Raw genomic sequence first — 22010 nt, 5'->3', positions numbered from 1 at the left:
ACAAGACTACAAGTAGCTCTTGACTATCATGTGTACTTGTAAGACAATCGATGGGCGCCACGGTGTTGTGACGCCTAACACAATCTGGAGACACATGTTTCAGCAGATCCTCGACCCCATCGCCGGGTCCCTAGTCCTTTCGGCGCTTTGCGCGGCGCTTCCCCTCGTCCTGCTTTTTGTCCTTTTGGGTGTTTTCAAGGTCAAAGCGCCCAAAGCGGCGATCGCCAGCCTCGCACTTTCCCTCGTGTTGGCCATCGTAGGCTGGCAGATGCCGGTGAACCAGGCTCTCAGCGCCACTGCGGCCGGCATTTTTTACGGCCTGTTTCCAATTCTGTGGATCCTGGTCAATGCCCTGTGGATCTACAGGCTGACCGTGTCCACACCGTGGTTTGAAGTCCTGGGACGGACCATCCGGTCCATCTCGAGCGACCTTCGCATCCTGTCCATCCTGATCGCGTTCTGCTTCGGCGCCCTCCTGGAATCCTTGGCCGGATTCGGAGCCCCGGTGGCGATTTCCGCAGCCATGCTGATGGCGGCGGGCATGAAGCCTCTGAAATCCGCCATCGTCTCACTGCTGGCAAACACCGCACCGGTGGCCTTTGGCGCCATGGCCGCGCCCCTCATCGCCCTCAACGGCGTCACGGGCCTGCCGCTGCGTGATCTCTCCTCCATGGCCGGGCGCCAGACGCCTTTCATCGCCCTGATTGTGCCCCTGCTGCTGGTGTTCATCGTCGACGGCCGGCGCGGCGTGAAGCAGACGTGGCCTGTCGCGCTGGTCGCGGGAGCAGCCTTCGCCGTGGCGCAGTTTGTCACGTCCAACTTCCTGGCGGTGGAACTGACCGATGTTGTTGCAGCCGTGGTCACGGTCGCCGCAGTACTGCTCCTCTTGAAGGTATGGCAGCCCAAGGAAACCATCGGGATGGAGGGCGCCGTACAGGCTGCTGTGCCGGCGCACGCTTCCGCAGCACTGGGCGCCGGCAACGCCCCCGTCAGCGTCAAAACCGGAGCCGGAAGTCCAGCCGAAACCAGCGGGGTTCCGAACGATAACACCAGGCCCAAGCCCCGGCAGATCTGGATGGCGATCGCTCCCTACCTGATTATCATTGCAGTGTTCTCTGTGGCCCAGATTCCCGTCATCAAAACGTGGCTTGGCCAGATTGGCAGTGTGACGTTCGCATGGCCGGGCCTGGATATCACCGATTCCGTCGGCAAGCCCGTAGCCGCCACCAAATTCAAGCTGGACCATCTCAAGGCGACCGGCACGCTCTTGCTGTTCTCCGGCCTGATCACCATGGGGCTTTACAGGATCACGGCAGGGAAGGGTCTGCGCATCTATCGGGACACCCTGATGCAGCTGCGCTGGACCATCGTCACCGTGACCACCGTGCTGGCGCTCTCCTTCGTGATGAACCTGTCGGGCCAGACCACCACCCTGGGATTCGCCCTTGCTTCCGCCGGCGGATTCTTTGCCATCCTCTCGCCGCTGATCGGCTGGATCGGCGTTGCCCTCACGGGATCCGATACCTCCTCCAATTCCCTGTTCGGGCAGATGCAGGCCACGGCAGCGCAGCAGACCGGGCTTTCTCCCGTACTGATGGCCGCCTCCAACTCGTCCGCCGGCGTGATGGGCAAGATGCTCTCGCTGCAGAACCTGGCCGTTGCTTCGGCGGCGGTTGGGCTTGATGGTGCGGAGGGAACCCTGTTCCGCAGGCTCCTTGGCTGGAGCGCGGGGCTACTGGCGCTCATCACCGTGCTCATCTTCCTGCAGTCCACGCCCGTTCTTGGCTGGATGGTTCCCCGATGACTGAACTGAACCTGGCCGCCTTCCGGTCGGCTGTGGCCGATCCGGCCCAGGTGAAAACGCGGCCGATCGACCTGCACGCCAACGCCCACGACGCCTCCCATTTCCTGTTGATACCACAGGCCGTGGTGGTGGCCGGGAATGCAGCGGAGGTGGGCGGGCTGTTGCAGGCCAGCGCCGCCCAGGGTGTTCCGTTGACCTTCCGCTCCGGCGGCACCAGCCTGAGCGGCCAGGCGGTCACCGATGGCGTCCTGGTGGACGTGCGCCGCAACTTCAAGGACATTGACGTGCTCGACGGCGGTGCGCGGGTGCGCGTCCAGCCGGGGGTCACTGTCAGGGCCGTCAACGCGCGGCTGGCCCGCTACGGCCGCAAGTTCGGTCCCGATCCGGCGAGCGAATCCGCGTGCACGATAGGTGGTGTGGTGGCCAACAACTCATCCGGCATGAACTGCGGCACCGTGGACAACGTCTACCGCACGCTGGAGTCACTGACTGTGGTGCTTCCCTCCGGCACGGTACTCAATACCGGTGCGCAGGATGCCGATCAAAAGCTCCGCGCACTGGAGCCGGAACTCTATGAAGGCCTGGCGCGGCTTGCCCGGCGTGTGCGGGACAACAGTGACTCCGTACACAGGATCCGGCAGCAGTTCTCCATGAAGAACACCATGGGGTACGGGCTGAACTCCCTGCTCGATTACGACAACCCGGTGGACATCATGGCCCACCTGATTGTCGGCAGCGAAGGCACACTCGGGTTCGTGGCCGAGGCGGTCTTCCGCACCATTCCCCGGCTGCCCCACGCGGCCACCGGACTGTTGGTTTTCCGCGATCTGGAGGCGGCGAACGCCGCCTTGCCGGCCCTCGTGGAAACCGGGGCCGCAACTGTGGAGCTTATGGATGCGCGATCACTCAAGGTGGGCCAGACGCTCAAGGGAACGCCCGCCGTCGTACGGGATCTGGTGATCCGGGAGCATGCCGCGCTGCTGGTTGAGTATTCGGCCGACCGTCCCGAACTACTCGCGGAGCTCCAGCGCGGCGGGGAGGGCATCCTGGGCCGGCTGGGCCTCTCGGCCCCGTCCCGGTTCACGGGGGACGCATCCGCCCGTGCGCAGTTGTGGCAGCTGCGCAAAGGCCTCTATGCCTCGGTCGCAGGTGCCCGCCCGCAGGGGACCACGGCCCTCCTGGAGGACATTGTGGTTCCCGTGCCCGTCCTGGGGCGCACTTGCAGGGAACTGATCGGCCTGTTCGAGAAATACGGCTACAGCAACAGCGTGATCTTCGGCCATGCCAAGGACGGCAACGTCCACTTCATGCTCACCGACGGTTTCGCCGCTGCGGAGGAACTGGACCGCTACAGCGCGTTTACGGAGGACATGGTTGACCTGGTCCTTGGCGAAGGCGGATCGCTCAAGGCCGAGCACGGCACCGGCCGGGTAATGGCCCCGTACGTGCGGCGGCAGTACGGTGACGAACTCTACGACGTCATGCGTAAGATTAAGCAGTTGTTCGACCCCTCCGGCATGCTCAACCCCGGGGTCCTGATGGATGATGATCCGCTGGCGCACCTTCGCCACATCAAGACCGCTCCGCCGGTGGCCGAGGAGGTGGACCGCTGTGTCTCCTGCGGCTACTGCGAGCCGGTCTGCCCCAGCAAGGACATCACCCTCACCCCGCGGCAACGGATCGTCACGCTGCGCGCCATCGAGTCCGCCCGGCTGGCCGGTGATGCGGCGCTGGTGAAAGAGCTGGAGGCGGATTACGGCTACGAATCCGTCCAGACCTGCGCCGTGGACGGCATGTGCCAGACCGCTTGCCCCGTGGAGATCAACACCGGGCTGCTCGTAAAGAGGATCCGGAAGTCGGAAGCAGGTCCGGTGGCCAACAGTCTCTGGAAGTCCGCGGCGAAGCACTGGGAGGGCGTCACCCGGGGAGCGTCCGTCGCCCTGACCTTGGTGGACAAGCTTCCCCCATCGGTCGTGGAGCCGCCAAACAAGGCCGCACGGGCGCTGCTCGGTGCAGATACGGTGCCGCTGTACTCGTCCGAACTGCCCGGCGGCGGTTCCGCGCGGAAGCGGCCGACGCCGGCGGGCGATGTTGACGCCGTCTACTTCCCGGCGTGCGTGGGCACCATGTTCGGACCGGCCGGAAGTCCGGCGGGTTCCGGTCAGAGGCACGGGGTGCAGCACAGCTTCGAGCAGCTATGCGCCCGGGCGGGAATCACACTGCTTGTCCCGGAGGGGATCGACGGCCTTTGCTGCGGAACCCCGTGGTCCTCAAAGGGCATGGTGGCAGGCCAGGCGACCATGCGGGACAAAACTTTGGCATCTCTCAGGGAAGCCACCCGCGGCGGTGAACTCCCCATCATCTGCGACGCGTCATCGTGCACTGAGGGACTGCACCAGGCCGTGGAATCAGACGTTCCTGTGGCGGGGCAGCAACCGCTGCGGATGGTGGATGCCGTGGACTTCGCCGCCGAGCACATCCTGCCCAGGCTGCCGGACCACGGAAAGCTTGAGTCACTGGTCCTCCACCCCACCTGCTCCTCCACCCGGATGGGACTCAACGATGTCCTGGACACCGCGGCCAGGGCTGTGGCCCGGCGAGTGGAAGTTCCTGAGAACTGGGGCTGTTGCGCCTTTGCCGGGGATCGCGGCATGCTCCACCCCGAGCTGACGGCGTCAGCCACTCAGAAGCAGGGCGCAGAGGTCGCCGAGATGGGAGCTTCGGCCCACGCCTCCTGCAACCGCACGTGCGAATTGGGAATGACCCGGGCCACGGGTGCCGAGTACCGGCACGTGCTGGAGCTGCTTGAGGAGGTAACTCGCTGACGCGCCGGCTACCTGTACGTTTTGCGCTTCGTCTCTGAACCGTCGGGAACATGGGTGCCCGTCCGCCCACAACAGGGCACGCTGCTGTCCAGACGGACTGGGCGGGCAGGACGCCACCGCGGCCGGACTTCAGCATGTTCGCAGCACGCTTCCGGCGCCACCCGTTGAACCCTGATGGGGACATCCGTGCAGCCTGCTTCGAGACGTACAAAACAGGATCGACCACATACGTTTCAGCGCACGAACTTGCCGAAAGAATCCAATCCGGCACGGAGGTCATCTCCGCCGGATTCGTCACACCGTACCCTCCGGGCTTTCCTATCCTCGTCCCAGGGCAGGTCATCACCAATCACACACTCGAATTCATGGCCGCGCTGGACCGCGACGCCGCGCACCAGCGAGGTCGGGCTCATGCTGCCGTCGATAACTGCTACAGCGAATGGCGCTCATCGCCCGCACAGTGCTCGACGCGTTCAGTCCGGATCATTTGGGCCCGACAACTACGGAGACAGGCCAACCGGGCCGCGACGAAGGCTGATGCTGGTGAGTGAAGGTTCGAATGAACGCTTTGGAGCCATCCCGCGGAACTAAACCCGCAGGTCAAAGCCACAGTGGAGCCTCCTGTCGGATTCGAACCGACGACCCCCGCTTTACAAGAGCGGTGCTCTGGCCAACTGAGCTAAGGAGGCGTGCCCAACAAACATGAGCGGGCGCCGCAACGGCGCTAGATAAGGTTAGCCCAAGGTCGCCCCGTGGTAAAACGGCGGGCACCGGCACAAATAGATAACCCGGCCCCGGAATTATCCGGAACCGGGCCATTCAAGCGTGCAGCTGCGGCTTGAGACTAGGCCTTGGCGTCCACTGCGGCCTGCAGGAACTGATCGAACGGGGTCTGGGCGCTGTCGCCCTTGCCCCACTGCTTTCCGTCGACAAAGACCGTGGGCGTGCCGGTGATGCCCAGCACGGATGCGTGCTGGGTGGAGTACTTGACATAGGGGCGGTATGTTTTCTCATCCACGCACGTGTCGATGTTCTTCGCTCCGACGTCGGTAGCCATTTTCTTCAGCTCGTTGTCGGAGAGCCCTGGGCTGCCTTCGGCGGGGGCCTTCTCGAAGAGTACATCGATGAAGTCCGAATACTTCTCAGCTGATTGGTTGACTACGCAGGCCGCCGCATTGGCGGCACGCGAGGAGTAGTTGGTGGAGGACTGTCTGTCCAGGAAACCGAGCGGCCGGTATTCCACAGAGATCTTGCCTGCGTTGCGGAGCGTGGCCAGTTGTTCTTTGTACTTCGTCTCAAAGTCCTTGCAGATGGGGCAAATGAAGTCGACATAAAGGACAACCTTGACCGGTTTGCCCGCCTCCGCCTCGGCACCCGGCGCAACAAGGTCAGCAGGTGCACTGGCAGGAGCCGACGGCAGGTCCGCAATCTTGACAGTTCCGGCGTCGGCTTTCGCCACCTCGGAGTTAGCCAGCAGTGTGACGCCGCCATTGATGTTGGCGTTCGCCGGGGTAGGGCCTTCGTCCGCTACGGGAGCATTGTTGCGGATGCTGGACGTTACCACCAGTGCCACAATCGCAAGGATGGCCACCACTGCCACCACAATGCCCCAGCCGATCAGCAGCTTGTTGCGCTTGTCCTTCTTCAGTTGCTCTTCCCGGATCTCGCGGGCCTTCTCACGGGCCAGGGCGGTACGTTCGGCCTTGGACGGGCGGGGTTCGTTTGCGGGGCTCATCAGTTCCTCGGGTCGATCGGCATGGTGGCAACTCCATCATTTTAGGGGAGAATGCTGGGAGCTTGCGCTTTCAGGATTCCCCCGGACAGCCCAACGGACGAATAGCCCGGAAGATTCCGTCCGGTTAGGGTGGGCTAAGAGCCACAAGCAACCCCAGGGGGCCGCAATGCAAAGACCTGAACCGGAAAAACCCAACGCCGAGGGTGAACCCACGGCTTCACAGCGCAGCCACCCGGCCGCTGTGAAGTACGACTTCATGGTGGTGTCCAACCGCCTGCCCGTGGACCGCGATGTCCAGGATGAGAACGGCGATGACAGCACGAACGGCTGGAAGCGCTCACCGGGCGGACTTGTCACCGCGCTGGCCCCGATGATGACCAAGTCGGAAGGCGCATGGGTGGGCTGGCACGGCGCCCCCGACGAGACCGTCAGGCCGTTCAGCCACGGCGGCATGGACCTCGTTCCTGTCCAGCTGAGCAATGAAGACGTTGAGCTTTATTACGAGGGATTCTCCAACGCCACTTTGTGGCCGCTCTATCACGATGTCATCGCCCCGCCGGAGTTTCACAGAACCTGGTGGGACGCTTACCGCAAGGTCAATAAGAGGTTCGCCGACGCCGTCGTCCGCCATGCCAACCACGGCGCCACCGTATGGGTGCAGGATTACCAGCTCCAGCTGGTGCCGCGGATGCTGCGCGAAGCGCGTCCGGACCTGCGGATCGGTTTCTTCAACCACATCCCGTTCCCGCCGCCGGAGATCTTTGCCCAGCTTCCGTGGCGCCAGGCCATCATTGACGGATTGCTGGGCGCCGATCTCGTCGGCTTCCAGCGACCCAGCGACGCCGGCAACTTCATGCGCTCCGCCCGCCGCTTCCTGGGCGCAAGCGTCAAGCAGCAGCAGGTTCATGTCAAGGGTCCGGATGGTGAAATCACCCATATTGCCCGCGCCCAGGCATTTCCCATATCCATCGACGTCGAGCAGATCAGTGAACTGGCCAGAACGCCGGAGATCATTGAACGGTCACGCCAGATCCGCAAGGACCTCGGCAATCCCGCCACCATCCTGCTGGGTGTGGACCGGCTGGACTACACCAAGGGCATCCGGCACCGGCTTAAAGCCATTGAAGAGCTCCTCAACGAGGGCAAGCTCAGGGTGGAGGACGCCACGCTGATTCAGGTGGCCAGCCCCAGCCGCGAAAGGGTGGAGCAGTACCGCCTGCTGAGGGAAGAAATCGAAGGCACCGTGGGCCATATCAACGGAACCTATGACACCATCCAAAACACTGCGGTCCGGTACCTCCACCACAGCTACCCGGTCGAGGAGATGGTCGCCATGTACCTGGCGGCAGACGTCATGCTGGTCACGGCCCTCCGTGACGGCATGAACCTCGTCGCCAAGGAGTACGTCGCCGCGAGGACCGCGAACGACGGTGCCCTGGTGCTCAGTGAATTCGCCGGGGCCGCTGACCAGCTCAAACAGGCCCTGCTGATGAATCCGCACGACATTGACGGGCTGAAGGACACCATCATGAAGGCCGTCCACATGCCGGCCAAGGAGGCAGCCCGCCGCATGCGCTCCATGCGCAAGCAGATCATGGACCACGACGTCGATCATTGGTCCGCCGACTTCCTGATGGCACTCAATGAAAAGGTTATCCGCGATGACACCTGATACCCCGCGTCCCGAGTTCTCCGATTCCCTTCCCGGGACACCGATGACGCTTGCCCCGGAGCTGTTGGCGGCGCTGCACCGGATTGCCGCCACGGAGCATCTGCTGGTGGCCATGGACTTCGACGGCACCATCTCACCGCTGGTGGATCATGCGGACAACGCCCGCCCGCTGCCCCGTTCAGCCGCGGCTTTCGCCGCTCTGGCAGCCTTGCCGCGCACGACGACGGCGCTCATCTCGGGGCGTGCCCTCGCCAGCCTTCGGGCGGTTGCCTCACCGCCGGCAGAGACCCTGCTGATCGGCAGCCACGGAGCCGAGGCCTGGCTCGGACCCGGCTCGTCGGAGCTGACGCTCGATGACGCCCGACGCGAACTGCTGGCAGATGTCCGCCGCATCCTGGCAGAAATCGTGGAGGTCGCCCCGGGAACGCTGCTGGAAGACAAACCGGCCGGCGTGGTTCTCCATACGAGGCTTGCAGCGGACGACGTCGCGGAAGACGCTGTCGCAGCAGCCCGTTCCGCGCTTCAGGGCCGAAGCGGCGTGTTCCTCACGAACGGCAAGCGGGTGCTGGAGACGTCTGTGGTCAACGCGTCCAAAGGCGAGGGCGTCACGTTCCTGCGCCAGGCCACAGGGGCCACCGCCATCCTGTTCGCCGGCGATGACACCACTGATGAGGACGCCCTGGGTCGGCTGGTTGAAGGCGATGTTGGGGTTAAAGTCGGCTTCGATTTCACCCAGGCCCAGTTCAGGGTTGAAGCGCCCGTCCAGGTAGCGGAGCTGCTGGAAACGCTCCTGCGGGAACGCTCACTGGCGGTGGCGTAGGCCGTCCCCGGACATCCAGCGAACAGACCCTGGACAGGCCCTGGGTTGCCACCGTAGCGCATCTCACATGTGACGTCCGTAACAGTTTCGCGGTTCCGCCATAAATCTGACATACTCTGTTTGTGATGTGGCGCACAATAACCGTGCGGCGTCACGCGATACTCCTCGGCTTCGGCCGGGGAGTATGAACGCTCTACACAACTGAATACTTAACCATTCACAACGGATCGTCCGGCACGTACCTGCCGGTGAAGGGATTGATAACTGTGGCTACAGTTACTTTTGATAACGCTACTCGTCTGTACCCGGGCACAGAGAAGCCCGCTGTTGACAAGCTCAGCATTGAAGTCGCCGATGGCGAGTTCCTGGTCCTCGTTGGACCCTCCGGTTGCGGCAAGTCCACCTCCCTGCGAATGCTCGCAGGTCTTGAGGATGTCAACGCCGGCCGTATCCTGATCGGCGACCGCGATGTCACCGATGTTCCTCCCAAGGACCGCGACATCGCTATGGTTTTCCAGAACTACGCCCTGTACCCGCACATGACTGTCGCGGACAACATGGGCTTCGCTCTGAAGATTGCCGGTGTCAATAAGGAAGAGCGCGCCGAGCGCGTCCGCGAAGCCGCCAAGCTCCTGGACCTCGAGCCCTACCTGGACCGCAAGCCGAAGGCACTCTCCGGCGGCCAGCGCCAGCGTGTCGCCATGGGCCGCGCCATCGTGCGTAACCCGCAGGTGTTCCTCATGGATGAGCCGCTCTCCAACCTTGATGCCAAGCTCCGTGTCCAGACCCGAACCCAGATTGCCTCGCTGACCCGCCGCCTCGGCGTCACCACCGTTTACGTGACCCACGACCAGGTCGAGGCCATGACCATGGGTGACCGCGTTGCTGTCCTCAAGGATGGCCTGCTGATGCAGGTGGACACCCCTCGCAACCTCTACGACAGGCCTAAGAACGTATTCGTCGCGGGCTTCATCGGCTCGCCCGCCATGAACCTGCTGGAACTTCCGGTTGTCGACGGCGGTGTCCAGTTCGGCGGCACCGTTTACCCGGTACCGCGCAATGTCCTCGAAGAGGCGCACGGATCGACGGTCACACTGGGTTCCCGGCCCGAAGATCTTGAGACCGTCGCCGCAGGCGACGGCCTCCAGGTTGAGGTGGACGTTGTCGAAGAACTCGGTGCCGACGCCTACGTCTACGGCCACACCATGCTGGACGGCAAGAGCCACGACATCGTGGCACGCGTCGATGGCCGCCGCCCCCCGCTGAAGGGCGAAACCATCCACGTGCGCCCCCAGTCGGGTCATGTACACCTGTTCGACACCAAGACCGGCCTGCGCCTGGGCGACTAGTCCTCCGGTAAGCAAACCGACGGCGGCCCTCCACTACTGGACGGGCCGCCGTCGGCGTTAAATCTCAATTAAGGAGCCACGTGCCTCAGTCCCACCATTTGATTCCGCAGCCCTGCCGTGTCCTCCGGAACGACGCCGGAGCTTTCGCCCTGACCGGCACCGCGCGGATCGTTGCCGCGGAAGGATGCAGGATCCCCGCCGAAGAGCTGGCGCTGGTCCTGCGACGTAGCACCGGCTTTGACCTGCCGATTCTGGATGGCCAGGGGGCCGGGATGCCGCGGCCCGGAGATATTTCGCTGGTTCTGGACAACGGAGTCTCCGGCGCCGAAGGCTACACGCTGACCTCCGGGCCGGGTAGGGTGCAGATCGCTGCCGCCACGTCCGGTGGATTGTTCAACGGCGTCCAGACTCTCCGGCAGTTGTTTCCCGCCGCCGTGGAAAGCCTGTCTCCCGTGGATGCCAGCTGGATCATCCCTGCTGTGGCCATTACCGATGAGCCGCGCTTGCCTTACCGGGGACTCATGCTGGACGTTGCCCGGAGCTTCCTCGGTGTTGCCGAGATCAAGCGGCAGATCGACACCATGAGCCAGTTCAAGATGAACGCACTGCATCTCCACCTGACCGATGACCAGGCGTGGCGAATCGAAATCCATGAACCGGCCGTCAATCCTTCCGGTCTGGACTACGGCAACCTCACACGGCTGGGCGGCACTGGAGCGGTGGATGCCCCGGGAGTAGGGCTGACGCCCGGCGTATCCGGTTTCTACACCCAGCGTGACTTCCAGGACCTTGCGGAGTACGCGGCGAGGAAGAACGTCCTGCTGGTTCCCGAGATCGATCTCCCTGGACATGTCAACGCCGCTCTGGCCGCCATTGCGCAGCTGAATCCTGACGGACTGCCCCAAAAGATGAATACCACCGGCGAGGTGGGTTACTCCACCCTGGACCCGGATAATCCTGTTACGTATGAGTTCGTCCGGGAGGTCCTGGGCCAGATCGCCGCCATCACGCCCGGTCCGTATCTTCACCTGGGCGGAGACGAAGCCCTGGTGACAAGTCACGGAAGCTATGTCCGGATGGTGAGTGATTTCAGCCGGATGGTGCAGGACACGGGAAAAACGCCCGTCGGCTGGAACGAATACGCTGCAGCCGATATCCCGGAAGGCTCGGTGGTGCAGTACTGGCACGGCCCCCTGGAACCCACTCAGGCGAGAGCCCGCGATGCCGGGAGTAAAGTGCTGATGTCCCCGGCGTCCACCACCTATCTGGATCAGAAATATGGGCCGGACAGCCCGATCGGACTCAGCTGGATGGAGGGTGGCCCGTTCACCTGGGCCGAATACTACGGCTGGGACCCTGCCGGACAGGGCATCCCCGAAGATCACCTGCTGGGCGTCGAAGGACCATTGTGGACCGAAACGGTGCGTGGCGGAATGCAGGCTGACTGGCTGATCTACCCGCGGGCCATCTCGCTCGCCGAAGTCGGGTGGACACCCCAGGAACTCCGCGATAAGGACGGCTTTGCCCGGCGGCTCGGCGGAGCAGGTGCCCGCCTGGCGCTTCAGGGTGTAGCTTTCCACCCGTCGCCAGGCATCGAATGGAAGTCCACCCCGCCGCCGGCTTTTCCCGCCGATTGACAGGAAGCCACCATGGTTAGGATCGCTGCCCCTATGTACGGAAGAATTGACCCATGACCGAGGAAAACAGCGCCCAGTGGCACGACGAACCCACTGACTACGGGCAAGTCGGCAAACTCCCGCGGTTTCAGGCGGCCAGTGCCCACGACGACAAATCGTCCGCCGTTTCCAGCTCGCTGAACATTACCGCCGCAGCAACCGACCCCGGGCTGCTGGATCTGCCCTGGCACATCGCCCTGGAGGACTGGCCCGCTGAGAACCTCGCAGCCCTCCCCCGTGGCATCTCCCGCCACATTGTCCGGTTCGCCCACCTTGGCGGCTCCGTCATTGCCATCAAGGAAACCTCGGAGCATGTTGCCCGGCACGAATACCATATGCTCCGCAAGCTGGCGCGCCTGGACGTGCCGTGTGTGGAGCCGGTGGCGGTCATCACCGGCCGAACCACCCCGGACGGCCGGCCGCTGAACCCGGTGCTTGTCACCCGCCACCTGAAATTCTCCATGCCGTACCGCGCGTTGTTTTCCCAGATGCTGCGTAAGGACACTCTGACCCGGCTTATCGATGCGCAGGCCCTCCTGATGGTGCGCCTGCACCTCGTCGGCTTCTACTGGGGCGATGTGTCCCTTTCCAATACGCTGTTCCGCCGCGACGCAGGAGCCTTCGCGGCCTACCTCGTGGATGCGGAGACCGGCGAGCTGTACCCGGACCTTTCTACCGGGCAGCGCGAATACGATCTCGAAATCGCCCGTGTCAACATCGCGGGCGAGCTGATGGATCTCCTCGAAGGCGGCCTGATCGAGGAAAAGGTTGACCCGGTAGCCACCAGTGAGCTCATCATGGACAGCTACCGCAGGCTCTGGACCGAGCTGACGGAGAAGGAATCCTTTGAGCTGGGTGAGCGCTGGCGCGTGGGCGCCCGTATCCGCCGCCTCAATGAGCTGGGTTTCGATGTTGAGGAATACGTCATCAAGACCACCCAGAACGAGTCCACTATCCAGCTGCAGCCCAAGGTAGTGGACGCCGGCCACCATCAGCGCCGACTGCTCCGCCTCACCGGTCTGGATGCACAGGAAAACCAGGCCCGCCGGCTGCTCAATGATATGGACTCGTTCCGCGCAGACAACAACCCGGACATGGACGAGGAATACAGCGCCCACATGTGGGTCAGCCAGATCTTCGAGCCGATTGTCCGTTCCATTCCCCGGGATCTGTCCGGAAAGCTCGAACCGGCAGAGGCAGTGCATGAAATCCTAGAACACCGCTGGTACATGTCCGAGGAGGAGAACCGGCACATCCCGCTGGCCGAAGCCGTGCAGTCCTACATCGACTCCGTGCTGCGTCACCGCCGGGACGAGGCCGCTATCATGCTCAACCCGGACACCGCGCTGCTGAAAATCCTGGATGTGGAAACCGAGGAGTCACGGTACGGGGCCGACGATGACGAAGACGGTTACCCTGATGCCGACGACTGACATCGGGCACCGGCTCTAAGGGTTCAGGTCTCAGGGCTCAGTGATTTCAGGGCTCCAGCGTTTCGGCCAGTCCGGTGAGCACCGGTGCCCGCCCCAGCTCAATATGCGAGTAGGCCAGCGACGCCGCGAGCTCTGCCTGCCCTCCGAGGATGGCATTGCAGAGTTCCACGTGTTCATCCCGCTGCAGCTCGTTACTGCGGTTGTGCGCCAGGCCAAAGATCCAGCGCATCCGGCCGAACAGCGGCTTCACGGATTCTATAAGCAGGGTGTTCCCGGTCAGGCGGACAATCTCCGCGTGGAACGCAGTACTTATTAGTACGACGTCGTCAGCCCGGCCTTCGTCGATGGCCCGCCGCGCCCCATCCACCAGCTCCTTGAGTTGCCCTCCAGGTTGCCCCGCACCCACCCGCTCCGCCGCACGGCGCGCGGCAAAGGATTCAAGGCACAGCCTGACGTCGAAGAGTTCGTTGACGTCGGTGAGGGTCAGCTGCCGGACTACGGCTCCGCGGCGGGGGAACGTGGCTACGAAGCCGTCCTGCTCCAGCCGCTGGATTGCCTCCCGCACGGGAATGCGCGAGACGTCGTACATCTCCGACAGTTCCCGTTCCCGCAACCGCATACCCTGTGCGAATTTCCCGGCAACAATTCCCTCCAGCACCAGCTGGTAGATCTGCTCCGCACGGGCTTCGTCGTCCCGGTGGACTTCCGCCGGGGCGGTGTGCTCCGGCTCGGGGACCGGCTGTAGCTTCGCCACTGTCAAACTTCCTATCGTGCAGGATCCTTGTGCCTTGAAGTGCGGGTGCCTTGAGGTGCAGGTGCCTCGGACCGGTCAGCGCTCCAACCGAGCATACACGGGCGGAAACAGCTCATCCGGGGCCCTGCGTTCTGTGTCCCGGACGCTGTAGCCCGCCCGCATCCTGTCAAATAGCTCTTGGGCTGTCTGCCGCCATGCATCCAGGTCCACGCCGGCAATAAAGCCGTCGCGCATGACCGTCCGGCCGGCCACGACGGACATCACAGCCTGCCTGGCTGTGCCGTTCAGGATCAATGTCCGGAGCGGGTCGTCGTGAACGCCGTCCCTGATGTCGCCCAGCGAAAACGCGACCATATCGGCCTGTGCACCCGGCTGAAGCCTGCCAAGATCGCCACGCTTCAGTGCTGCCGCACCACCCAGCGTGGCAGCGTCAAAGTAGCCCGCGACGTCGCCCGCTCCAGGGCAGCCGAACAGCACCTTAGCGAGCTGCACACCCGCATCAATCCCGCGGATCAGGTCGGGAGGGAACGAGTCCGTGCCCAGCGCGATGTTGATCCCAGCCTCGCGGTAGCTAGCGAAGGAGTCCAGGATCCCGCCGTACCTCATGGATGTCAGGGGGCAGTGGATGACGGAGGCGCCGGCCTGCGCAATTCTTTCCAGCTCGCCGCGGTCTTCTCCGTGGATGGCCGGGTTGCGGTCGGTATAGACGGCATGCGGAATCAGCAGCCGGTCGTTAAGGAGCCCTGTTTTCTCCATCAGCTCCAGTGGCGTGGTGCCGTGGCGGTCCATCAGCACTTCTCGCTCCAACAGTCCCTGGAGGGAATGCAGGCGGACCGGCACATTGCGCTGGGCGCTGACGACGGCGGTTTCCTCCATGAGTGCGGGTTCCAGCGTTTCGATCCGGCATGGCAGCAGAGCGCCGTTGATCAGGGGGTCGCCAAGCTCTTCCGCGTAGTCGAGGAACCTGACAGCATCCGCCAGGCCTTCCCTGCCCCGCTCTTCGTCGAACAGAACCGATCTCCGGCCATCTTCGAGGACCACGTTGACGCCGGAACGGTACGCCGGGCCCAGATATGCCCGCAAGCCCAAGCTGCGGCTGGACTCTGCCATTCCCACCAGCTCGTCAAAAGGTTCCGCCCAGTCGGAGTGGACCTCGGAGGCAATGGGCATATACGTGGTGACGCCATGAAGGATCAACTGGATCAGGGCATACTCCCGGATCTGCTGGCGCTCCTCAGGCGTGAAGACGTTGCCCCGGCGGTTGCGGAAGTAGTCCTCTGACCACTGATACCCGCTGCTCAATTCGGGACCGGACCAGCTGTCGAGGATGAGATGGTCAATATCCGTGAGCGCGTCGAGGTCGATGAGGCCAGGCATGAGCAGGGCTTGGCCCAGGTCTTCCTGGTGGTCTACGGGCCAGTCAAACCCGCTCCCCACAAAAACGATCGTGTCGTCTTCGTAGACCACCACGGCGTTTTCGAGCAAAACATGCGATTCGCCATTGAACCCCAGCACGTAGCTGGCGGAGATCTTGGTCCTCATTGGAAGAGCCCTCTCATCGGTGACTGTTTCAGGTCATCCTAGTACTTTTGGTATTCCAAAACCATCATTTTCCGGTGAGATCTGGTCTAAATTGGGCCACTGGACGCCCGAGTCGTGGCGCAGCCTGGGAAATTCGTCCTTCCGCCGGCGCGGCGCCACGCCGTGTCGGCCTGTCCCAAGCGAATCAATCCCCCTAGATTCTAGGATCTCCGGAGAAATTTCACCCATTGCGATTTACATCACACCGATCCTGCTCTACTCTGAATTTTGGTATACAAAAATTCATTGGGAGTTCTCTCCCCAAGATTGACGAATTGAGCCCGCCGTTGACGGACCTCCAGACCACCCCAGCTGTTTCGGACCCGGCGCCGGCAGCAGACGCACCACCCTCATCGCCGGCTCCAGGGCCTCCGGCCGACGGGCGCTCGCTGCTGGCGACAGCCTGGCTGCGGATCCGCCGCAGCAAGATCGCGCTGCTGAGCCTGTTCGTTGTGGTTGCCATCATGCTTTTCGCGATTCTTGCCCCGTGGCTGAGGGCCCTGTCCGGCAACGATCCGTTCACGTCGAAGACCGGGCCCGAGGTCCTCGATGACTTCCAGACCCCCGGGCTCCCGCTTCCCGGCTACATGTACCCTTCCGCGGAGCACTGGCTTGGAGTTGAGCCGGCCCTGGGCCGGGACCTCTTCGCGCGGCTCGCCCACGGCGCGCAGGTATCGCTGACCATTGCGGTGCTGTCCACTGTTGTATCCGTGGTTCTCGGCACCGTCCTCGGAGCGGCTGCAGGCTATTTCGGCGGCAAGGTGGACATGGTCATCAGCCGGATCATGGATCTCTTCCTGGCATTTCCGCACCTGCTGCTGGTCTTGTCCCTGACACCGATCCTGCAATCCCGTCTCCGTGACACGCCCTTGGGCCAGGGCAGCTTCCTGCCGATGGCTTCACTTGTCATCATCTTGGGCTTCTTCGGCTGGGCCTATCTTGCGCGGATCGTCCGTGGCCAGGTCCTCAGCCTGCGGGAACGCGAGTTCGTGGAGGCGGCACGGTCCTTCGGAGCCTCCCACGTCAGCATCCTGTTCAAACAGATCATCCCCAATGTCATGGGAGTGGTCCTTGTCTACGCCACCATGATGATCCCCACCAACATTTCCGCGGAAGCCGCCCTTTCATTCCTCGGCGTCGGGGTCAAGGACCCGACGCCGTCGTGGGGCCAGATGCTTAATGCCTCCCAGGCGGGCAACTGGTACCTCAGCGATCCGTGGTTCCTGGCCGTTCCCGGCGTCATGCTGATCATCACGGTCCTGGCATTCAATCTGCTGGGCGACGCAGTCCGTGATGCTCTGGACCCTAAATCCTCGCGGCACTAGTCCCCGGCATAACTTTCCCTCATGCATCTTCACCTCACTCGGTTCCGTACCCATCCACCAAGGAGCACTATGAAAACACCCACCAGAGCACTGGCCCTTGCCGTGCTGATCGCCATGACAACCGCAGGTTGCGAGTCCGGCCCGGCCCAGTCAAACGCAGCAGCACCGGCTGCAAAGACCGCCTCGGACATGGCACCCCAGCTGGTCAAGACAGGCTTCAGCACGAAGGGCGGCAACATCAATGTACTGATGTCCGCCGATTTCCAGACCCTGGACCCGGGAAACAGCAATTACGTCCAGACGGCCAACGTGGGCCAGCTGTACTACCGAACCCTCACCATGGCCAAGGAGACGTCAGGGCAGCCGCCCACAGTGGTTCCGGACCTCGCGACGGATACCGGAAAGGTATCCGAAGATGGCCTTTCCTGGACGTTTACGCTGAAGGATGGCGTGAACTTTGAAGACGGCACGCCCATCACATCACAGGACATCAAATACGGAGTGGAACGGACCTTCGCCCAGGACGTCTACACGCAGGCGCCGCAGGAGCTGAACGCCGCCCTGGATTCCCAAGGCTACAAAGGCCCCTACAAGGATCCCTCTTCCGTATTGAACGCAGTGGAGACCCCGGACGCGAAGACGGTCGTCTTCAGGCTCAGGAAACCCTTCGCGGAGTTTCCGGCGCTGGCATCGCGTTCCAACACGGCACCGGTTCCCAAAGCCAAGGACAGCAAGCTGGACTACACCAATCACCCGGTGTCTTCCGGACCCTACATGGTGGAAAGCTATAACCGCGGAAAGTCACTGAAACTGGTACGCAACCCGCATTGGGAGGCCGCTACCGATTCCAACCGCACTGCCCTGCCAGACACTTTCACGTTCTCGCTGTCCACGTCACAGGCCACCATCAGCCAGCAGCTGCTGGCCAACTCTGACCCCAACGCCTTGACCCTGGACTCCAACGGTGCGCTTCAGACCTCGGACTCAGCCAAGCTCGCCGATGCCCAAGTCAAGGACCGGGTGGCGTCGGGGCTTCTGGGCTGCAACGATGTCCTGAGCATCAACACCCAGAAGCTCCCCGACCCGGCCGTCCGCGAAGCAATCGCGCTGGCCCTGGACCGCCAGGCCATCCTGGTCCAGTACGGCGGCCGCCGCTTCGGTGAGATCTCGCAGACGCCCCTGAACTCAAACATGCGCGGCTACGTCGAGCAGCCATTGTCCTTGGACCCCACCGGGAAGCCACAGCTGGAGAAGGCCAAGAAACTGCTGGAGGGCAAGGAGTTCCCGAAGACGCTCACCTATGGTTACGCCAACAACCGCGATTCATACAAAAACATGGGCACCGTCATCCAGCAGAACCTGAAAGCGCTGGGCATCGATGTACAGCTGGTCCCGATTCCGGCGCCGAACTACTACTCCATCATGGCCAGCGAGCAGCTCCCGGACCTCGGGCGTTCAGGCTGGTGCGGCGGTGCAGATCCCGCTTCGGTGCGCACATCCGCCGATCCTCTGCTTGGCCCGAACAATGAGGGTACGTCATACGGTTTCAGCAACACTTCCAGGTACTTTGACCCGGAAATCTCCAAGGCCATGTACGCGCTGCGCAACACGGAGGGCGCCTCGGAGAAGCTGGGCACTGAGTGGGCCAGGCAGTTCAATTCAGCACTGAAGACCTACCCGATCGTGCCCATCATCCGGAGCCACACCAACAGCGTTGTGGGATCCAACATCCGCAATGCCCAGGTGGGCTACTTCTTCGGCGGCATCGACCTGTCCATCGTCGGCGTCGAACACTAACCAGGCACTGCGTCCAGAAGGAGAAGCGAGGCCGCCGGACATTCGCGAGGCGGCCCCGCAACCAGCACCATGATCAGATTCATCAGCAGACGCGTAGGGTCCCTGGTCCTATTGCTCGCGGCCGTCAGTTTTATCACCTTCGCCCTGTTCCAGATCGGACCGGCTGATCCTGCCTCGGCAGCCTGCGGCCAGGAGTGCACGCCGGAGCGGGTAGCAGAGGCGCGTGTGGCCCTGGGAATGGACCAGCCTTTCCTCGTCCAGTACGCCGAATACATGAGGGGGCTGGCTTCGGACCGGATGATCGGGGCACCCGGAGCTGAATCGGCGTGCCAGTGGCCCTGCCTTGGCAAGTCATTCCAGACCAATGAGAACGTCTCCGACATCATCTCGCGGTCGCTCCCCTACACGTTTTCGATCGCCGCCGGTGCTCTGGTGCTGTGGACGGTCACCGGCGTGGGGCTCGGCATTGCCGCTGCCCTGCGGAAGGGCAGCGGCGTTGACAAGGTCATCGTCGGCGCGGCTTCGATAGGGGTTTCGCTCCCGGTCCCCGTCACCGGCCTCTTCCTTCTGCTGGTTTTCGTCAACCAGCTGCATTGGCTGCCGTTCACCACCAATGAGATCAGCTCCCCCCTTGGTCCGGCCGGCCCGTGGGCCTGGATCCTCAACTACTTACTCCCGTGGGTGGCGCTCGCCGTGCTGTTCAGCGCCTCCTACATCCGCGTGACACGGACCAACATGATCGAGACGTTCGGCGAGGACTTCATGCGCACGGCACGTGCCAAGGGGCTGGCCCCGCGGACCGTCACCTTCAAGCACGGCGTCCGGGCCGGCATCACCCCCGTGGTGACCATGCTGGGAATGGACATAGGGCTCCTGCTGGGCGGCGCAGTCCTGACCGAACAGATCTTCTCCGTTCCGGGCCTGGGATTCACGGCGGTCCGGGCTGCAGTGTCCGGAGATCTGCCGGTGACCATGGCCATCACCATGCTGGCGGCATTCTTTGTCATACTGGCCAACGTCATCGTGGACGTGGCCTACGCCCTGATAGACCCGCGAGTGAGGCTGCAATGACCAACCATGAAATGACGCTGCTGAGCAGCCAACCTCCCTTTCTACTTGAGCGCGCCGAAGCCTTCCTGGAGGTCCGCAACCTCTCGGTCAGATTCCCCACTGACGACGGTCTGGTGTCCGCAGTCAACGGCATGGACTTCAAGCTGATGAGGGGGCAGACCCTGGGCATTGTGGGTGAATCCGGTTCCGGGAAATCCGTAACCAGCCAGGCGCTGATGGGCCTTCTCAAGGGCACCTCTGCCCAGGTGAGCGGAGAGATTCTGTTCGGCGGCCAGGAGCTGGTGTCCTTGCCTGAATCCAAAATGCGTCAGCTCCGCGGCCGGAATATCGGCATGATCTTCCAGGATCCGCTCTCTGCCCTGCATCCCTTCTACACCGTGGGCCACCAGATAGCCGAGGCCTACAGAGTCCACAACACGGCTACGCGGAAGCAGGCCAAATCGGCTGCCATCGAGATGTTGGGCAGAGTGGGAATTCCCAGCCCGGCGCTGCGCTACGACGAATATCCGCACCATTTCTCCGGGGGCATGCGCCAACGCGCCATGATCGCCATGGCGCTGATCTGCGAACCGGAGCTGCTGATCGCAGACGAACCAACCACCGCACTTGACGTGACGGTCCAGGCCCAGATCCTGGACCTGATGATGGAGCTAAAGCAGCAAGCTGATTCGGCGATGATTCTGATCACCCATGATCTCGGTGTCGTTGCCGAGGTCTGCGATTCGGTGCTGGTCATGTACGGCGGCCAGTGCGTGGAAACGGGAGCCGTGGAGGACATCTTCTACAAAACCTCTCACCCTTACACCCTGGGCCTGCTCAACTCAATGCCATCCCTGAGCAGCGCCGGAGAGCGGCTGAATCCCATTCCGGGCCAGCCGCCGTCGCTGCTGGATCTGCCCTCAGGCTGCATTTTCAGCGAACGGTGCGAGTACTCGGCGCTGGCTGGCCCCGGCGTCTGCAGCGGATCCCGGCCCCGACTGCAGCTCCAGGACGGCCACGGCAAGCGCTGCCACCTGACTGTGGATCAGCTCAGTGCCATCAGCTCAGCACCATCGCAGCCATCAGAGAGAACAGGCTCATGAACGCCCAGCCCATCCTCCAGGTAGAGGATCTCAAGAAACACTTCCCCATCCGGCAAGGGCTGTTCCGGCCGGGCACTGCGCGTTCGGTCAAAGCCGTCGACGGCGTCTCCTTCAGTCTGTCGAAGGGCCAGACTCTGGGGCTCGTGGGCGAGTCAGGATGCGGAAAGTCCACCACGGGGCGCATGATTTCCCGGCTGATGGATCCCTCCTCAGGGCGGATCCTGATCGATGGTGTGGACATCAGCACACTGCGCGGCAGCGAGCTGTACAACTTCCGGCGCCGGGTTCAGATGATCTTCCAGGATCCGTTCGCCTCGCTGAACCCGAGACAGACAATCGGGACGGCCATCGCCGCACCGCTTGTCGCGCAGAGGATCAACCCCGACGGAAGCATGAAGGCCCGCGTCAAGGAGCTGCTGGACCGGGTGGGGCTGAAACCGGAGCACTACAACAGGTTCCCTCACGAATTCTCAGGCGGCCAGCGCCAGCGTGTGGGCATCGCCCGGGCCATCGCCCTCAACCCCGCTGTGATTGTGTGCGACGAACCGGTGTCCGCCCTGGATGTTTCCGTCCAGGCGCAGGTGGTGAATCTGCTTCAGGAGATCCAGCGCGATACAGGCGTGGCCTACGTTTTCATCGCCCACGATCTCTCCGTGGTGCGCCACATCTCCAATGAGGTGGCCGTGATGTATCTGGGCAAGGTAGTGGAAACCGGATCCCGGGACGAGGTCTTCGCCCGTCCCCGGCATCCGTATACCCAGGCCCTGCTGTCGGCCGTTCCGGTGCCGGATCCCAGGTTGGCACGGGTCCAGCAGAAGATCCGCCTGCGGGGAGACCTTCCATCGCCGGCCGATCCACCGAGCGGGTGCGTCTTCCGGACGCGGTGCCCGCTGTTTGCCGTGCTCCCGGCATCGGCGCAGGAGCGGTGCGTGGCCGAGGTCCCTGTGCCTCCGGCCCGCAACGAGGCGGCCTGCCATCATCAGGAGTTGGCCCCCACACTGCAGACCAGCACTGCGTGACCACTTGCTTTGGCCCTCGGCTGTCTGCCGCGGGCCAAAGCATGCTTTATTTAACCCAAGAAGGAGA

16 protein-coding genes and 1 tRNA gene are annotated in these 22010 nt (G+C 63.1%); 13 read left to right on the top strand and 4 right to left on the bottom strand.

Translation table 11 applies throughout. From position 1 onward, the window contains the following. Positions 1 to 94: 94 nt before the first annotated feature. The 3 genes from ACQCST_RS05345 to ACQCST_RS05335 are packed head-to-tail and all read left to right on the top strand — an operon-like array spanning position 95 to position 5180. Positions 95 to 1804, top strand: coding sequence for an L-lactate permease (locus ACQCST_RS05345; RefSeq protein WP_426998284.1), 1710 nt, complete (start codon positions 95 to 97; stop codon positions 1802 to 1804). Then, a complete protein-coding gene (locus ACQCST_RS05340) occupies positions 1801 to 4629 on the top strand; it encodes an FAD-binding and (Fe-S)-binding domain-containing protein (RefSeq protein WP_426998283.1) in 2829 nt (942 codons plus the stop codon). The genes ACQCST_RS05345 and ACQCST_RS05340 overlap by 4 nt, the downstream gene beginning before the upstream one ends. A gap of 50 nt (positions 4630 to 4679) precedes the next feature. Then, entirely contained in the window at positions 4680 to 5180 is a 501-nt protein-coding gene (locus ACQCST_RS05335; protein ID WP_426998282.1) for a hypothetical protein, read from the top strand. Positions 5181 to 5241: 61 nt separating this feature from the next. Here the strand turns inward: ACQCST_RS05335 and ACQCST_RS05330 are convergent. Beyond that, positions 5242 to 5318: transfer RNA gene (locus ACQCST_RS05330), tRNA-Thr, on the bottom strand. A 155-nt stretch (positions 5319 to 5473) separates the two neighbouring features. Beyond that, positions 5474 to 6364, bottom strand: a complete 891-nt coding sequence (locus ACQCST_RS05325) for a DsbA family protein (RefSeq protein ID WP_426998281.1) — start codon at positions 6362 to 6364, stop codon at positions 5474 to 5476. Between the two features lie 166 nt (positions 6365 to 6530). On the opposite strand from ACQCST_RS05325, the gene ACQCST_RS05320 reads away from it, so the two are divergent. From ACQCST_RS05320 to ACQCST_RS05300, 5 genes are all read left to right on the top strand, one after another. Beyond that, positions 6531 to 8036 (top strand): alpha,alpha-trehalose-phosphate synthase (UDP-forming), encoded by a 1506-nt coding sequence (locus ACQCST_RS05320; protein WP_426998280.1) that lies wholly within the window; start codon positions 6531 to 6533, stop codon positions 8034 to 8036. Continuing rightward, positions 8026 to 8856 (top strand): trehalose-phosphatase, encoded by an 831-nt coding sequence (otsB, locus tag ACQCST_RS05315; RefSeq protein WP_426998279.1) that lies wholly within the window; start codon positions 8026 to 8028, stop codon positions 8854 to 8856. The genes ACQCST_RS05320 and otsB overlap by 11 nt, the downstream gene beginning before the upstream one ends. Positions 8857 to 9122: 266 nt before the next feature. Beyond that, positions 9123 to 10205, top strand: coding sequence for an ABC transporter ATP-binding protein (locus ACQCST_RS05310; protein ID WP_426998278.1), 1083 nt, complete (start codon positions 9123 to 9125; stop codon positions 10203 to 10205). Between the two features lie 80 nt (positions 10206 to 10285). Next, positions 10286 to 11842 carry a beta-N-acetylhexosaminidase gene (locus tag ACQCST_RS05305; RefSeq protein ID WP_426998277.1) on the top strand — a complete coding sequence of 519 codons (1557 nt, stop codon included), beginning with the start codon at positions 10286 to 10288 and terminating at the stop codon, positions 11840 to 11842. 53 nt (positions 11843 to 11895) lie between these two features. Then, positions 11896 to 13314 (top strand): DUF4032 domain-containing protein, encoded by a 1419-nt coding sequence (locus ACQCST_RS05300; RefSeq protein WP_426998276.1) that lies wholly within the window; start codon positions 11896 to 11898, stop codon positions 13312 to 13314. 46 nt (positions 13315 to 13360) lie between these two features. On the opposite strand, the gene ACQCST_RS05295 is transcribed toward ACQCST_RS05300, so the two are convergent. After that, a complete protein-coding gene (locus ACQCST_RS05295) occupies positions 13361 to 14068 on the bottom strand; it encodes a GntR family transcriptional regulator (protein ID WP_426998275.1) in 708 nt (235 codons plus the stop codon). Between the two features lie 75 nt (positions 14069 to 14143). Further along, complete coding sequence (locus tag ACQCST_RS05290) at positions 14144 to 15610, bottom strand: chlorohydrolase family protein (RefSeq protein WP_426998274.1); 1467 nt, start codon at positions 15608 to 15610, stop codon at positions 14144 to 14146. A gap of 314 nt (positions 15611 to 15924) precedes the next feature. On the opposite strand from ACQCST_RS05290, the gene ACQCST_RS05285 reads away from it, so the two are divergent. The 5 genes from ACQCST_RS05285 to ACQCST_RS05265 all read left to right on the top strand — a co-directional run bounded on the left by ACQCST_RS05285 (position 15925) and on the right by ACQCST_RS05265 (position 21943). Then, complete coding sequence (locus ACQCST_RS05285) at positions 15925 to 16974, top strand: ABC transporter permease (protein WP_426998273.1); 1050 nt, start codon at positions 15925 to 15927, stop codon at positions 16972 to 16974. A 69-nt stretch (positions 16975 to 17043) separates the two neighbouring features. Next, positions 17044 to 18771, top strand: coding sequence for an ABC transporter substrate-binding protein (locus ACQCST_RS05280; RefSeq protein WP_426998272.1), 1728 nt, complete (start codon positions 17044 to 17046; stop codon positions 18769 to 18771). A 69-nt stretch (positions 18772 to 18840) separates the two neighbouring features. Then, positions 18841 to 19842: an ABC transporter permease gene (locus ACQCST_RS05275; RefSeq protein WP_426998271.1), complete on the top strand. Its 1002-nt coding sequence runs from the start codon at positions 18841 to 18843 to the stop codon at positions 19840 to 19842. Beyond that, the gene (locus tag ACQCST_RS05270; RefSeq protein WP_426998270.1) at positions 19839 to 20924 is read left to right on the top strand and encodes an ABC transporter ATP-binding protein; all 1086 of its coding nucleotides are present in this window, start codon (positions 19839 to 19841) and stop codon (positions 20922 to 20924) included. The genes ACQCST_RS05275 and ACQCST_RS05270 overlap by 4 nt, the downstream gene beginning before the upstream one ends. Further along, entirely contained in the window at positions 20921 to 21943 is a 1023-nt protein-coding gene (locus ACQCST_RS05265) for an ABC transporter ATP-binding protein (protein ID WP_426998269.1), read from the top strand. Before ACQCST_RS05270 ends, ACQCST_RS05265 begins: the two co-directional genes overlap by 4 nt. Positions 21944 to 22010 lie beyond the last annotated feature (67 nt).

The organism is Pseudarthrobacter sp. N5, assembly GCF_050157035.1.
Classification (GTDB): Bacteria; Actinomycetota; Actinomycetes; order Actinomycetales; family Micrococcaceae; genus Arthrobacter.
Note: the sequence above shows the minus strand (reverse complement) of the source record. Positions and strands in the feature narration are given on the sequence as shown.

Coding starts and splice junctions, on each gene's coding strand:
- ACQCST_RS05345 (WP_426998284.1), top strand. CDS start 95: ATGTTTCAGCAGATCCTCGACCCCATCGCCGGGTCCCTAGTCCTTTCG.
- ACQCST_RS05340 (WP_426998283.1), top strand. CDS start 1,801: ATGACTGAACTGAACCTGGCCGCCTTCCGGTCGGCTGTGGCCGATCCG.
- ACQCST_RS05335 (WP_426998282.1), top strand. CDS start 4,680: ATGGGTGCCCGTCCGCCCACAACAGGGCACGCTGCTGTCCAGACGGAC.
- ACQCST_RS05325 (WP_426998281.1), bottom strand. CDS start 6,364: ATGAGCCCCGCAAACGAACCCCGCCCGTCCAAGGCCGAACGTACCGCC.
- ACQCST_RS05320 (WP_426998280.1), top strand. CDS start 6,531: ATGCAAAGACCTGAACCGGAAAAACCCAACGCCGAGGGTGAACCCACG.
- otsB (WP_426998279.1), top strand. CDS start 8,026: ATGACACCTGATACCCCGCGTCCCGAGTTCTCCGATTCCCTTCCCGGG.
- ACQCST_RS05300 (WP_426998276.1), top strand. CDS start 11,896: ATGACCGAGGAAAACAGCGCCCAGTGGCACGACGAACCCACTGACTAC.
- ACQCST_RS05290 (WP_426998274.1), bottom strand. CDS start 15,610: ATGAGGACCAAGATCTCCGCCAGCTACGTGCTGGGGTTCAATGGCGAA.
- ACQCST_RS05280 (WP_426998272.1), top strand. CDS start 17,044: ATGAAAACACCCACCAGAGCACTGGCCCTTGCCGTGCTGATCGCCATG.
- ACQCST_RS05275 (WP_426998271.1), top strand. CDS start 18,841: ATGATCAGATTCATCAGCAGACGCGTAGGGTCCCTGGTCCTATTGCTC.
- ACQCST_RS05270 (WP_426998270.1), top strand. CDS start 19,839: ATGACCAACCATGAAATGACGCTGCTGAGCAGCCAACCTCCCTTTCTA.
- ACQCST_RS05265 (WP_426998269.1), top strand. CDS start 20,921: ATGAACGCCCAGCCCATCCTCCAGGTAGAGGATCTCAAGAAACACTTC.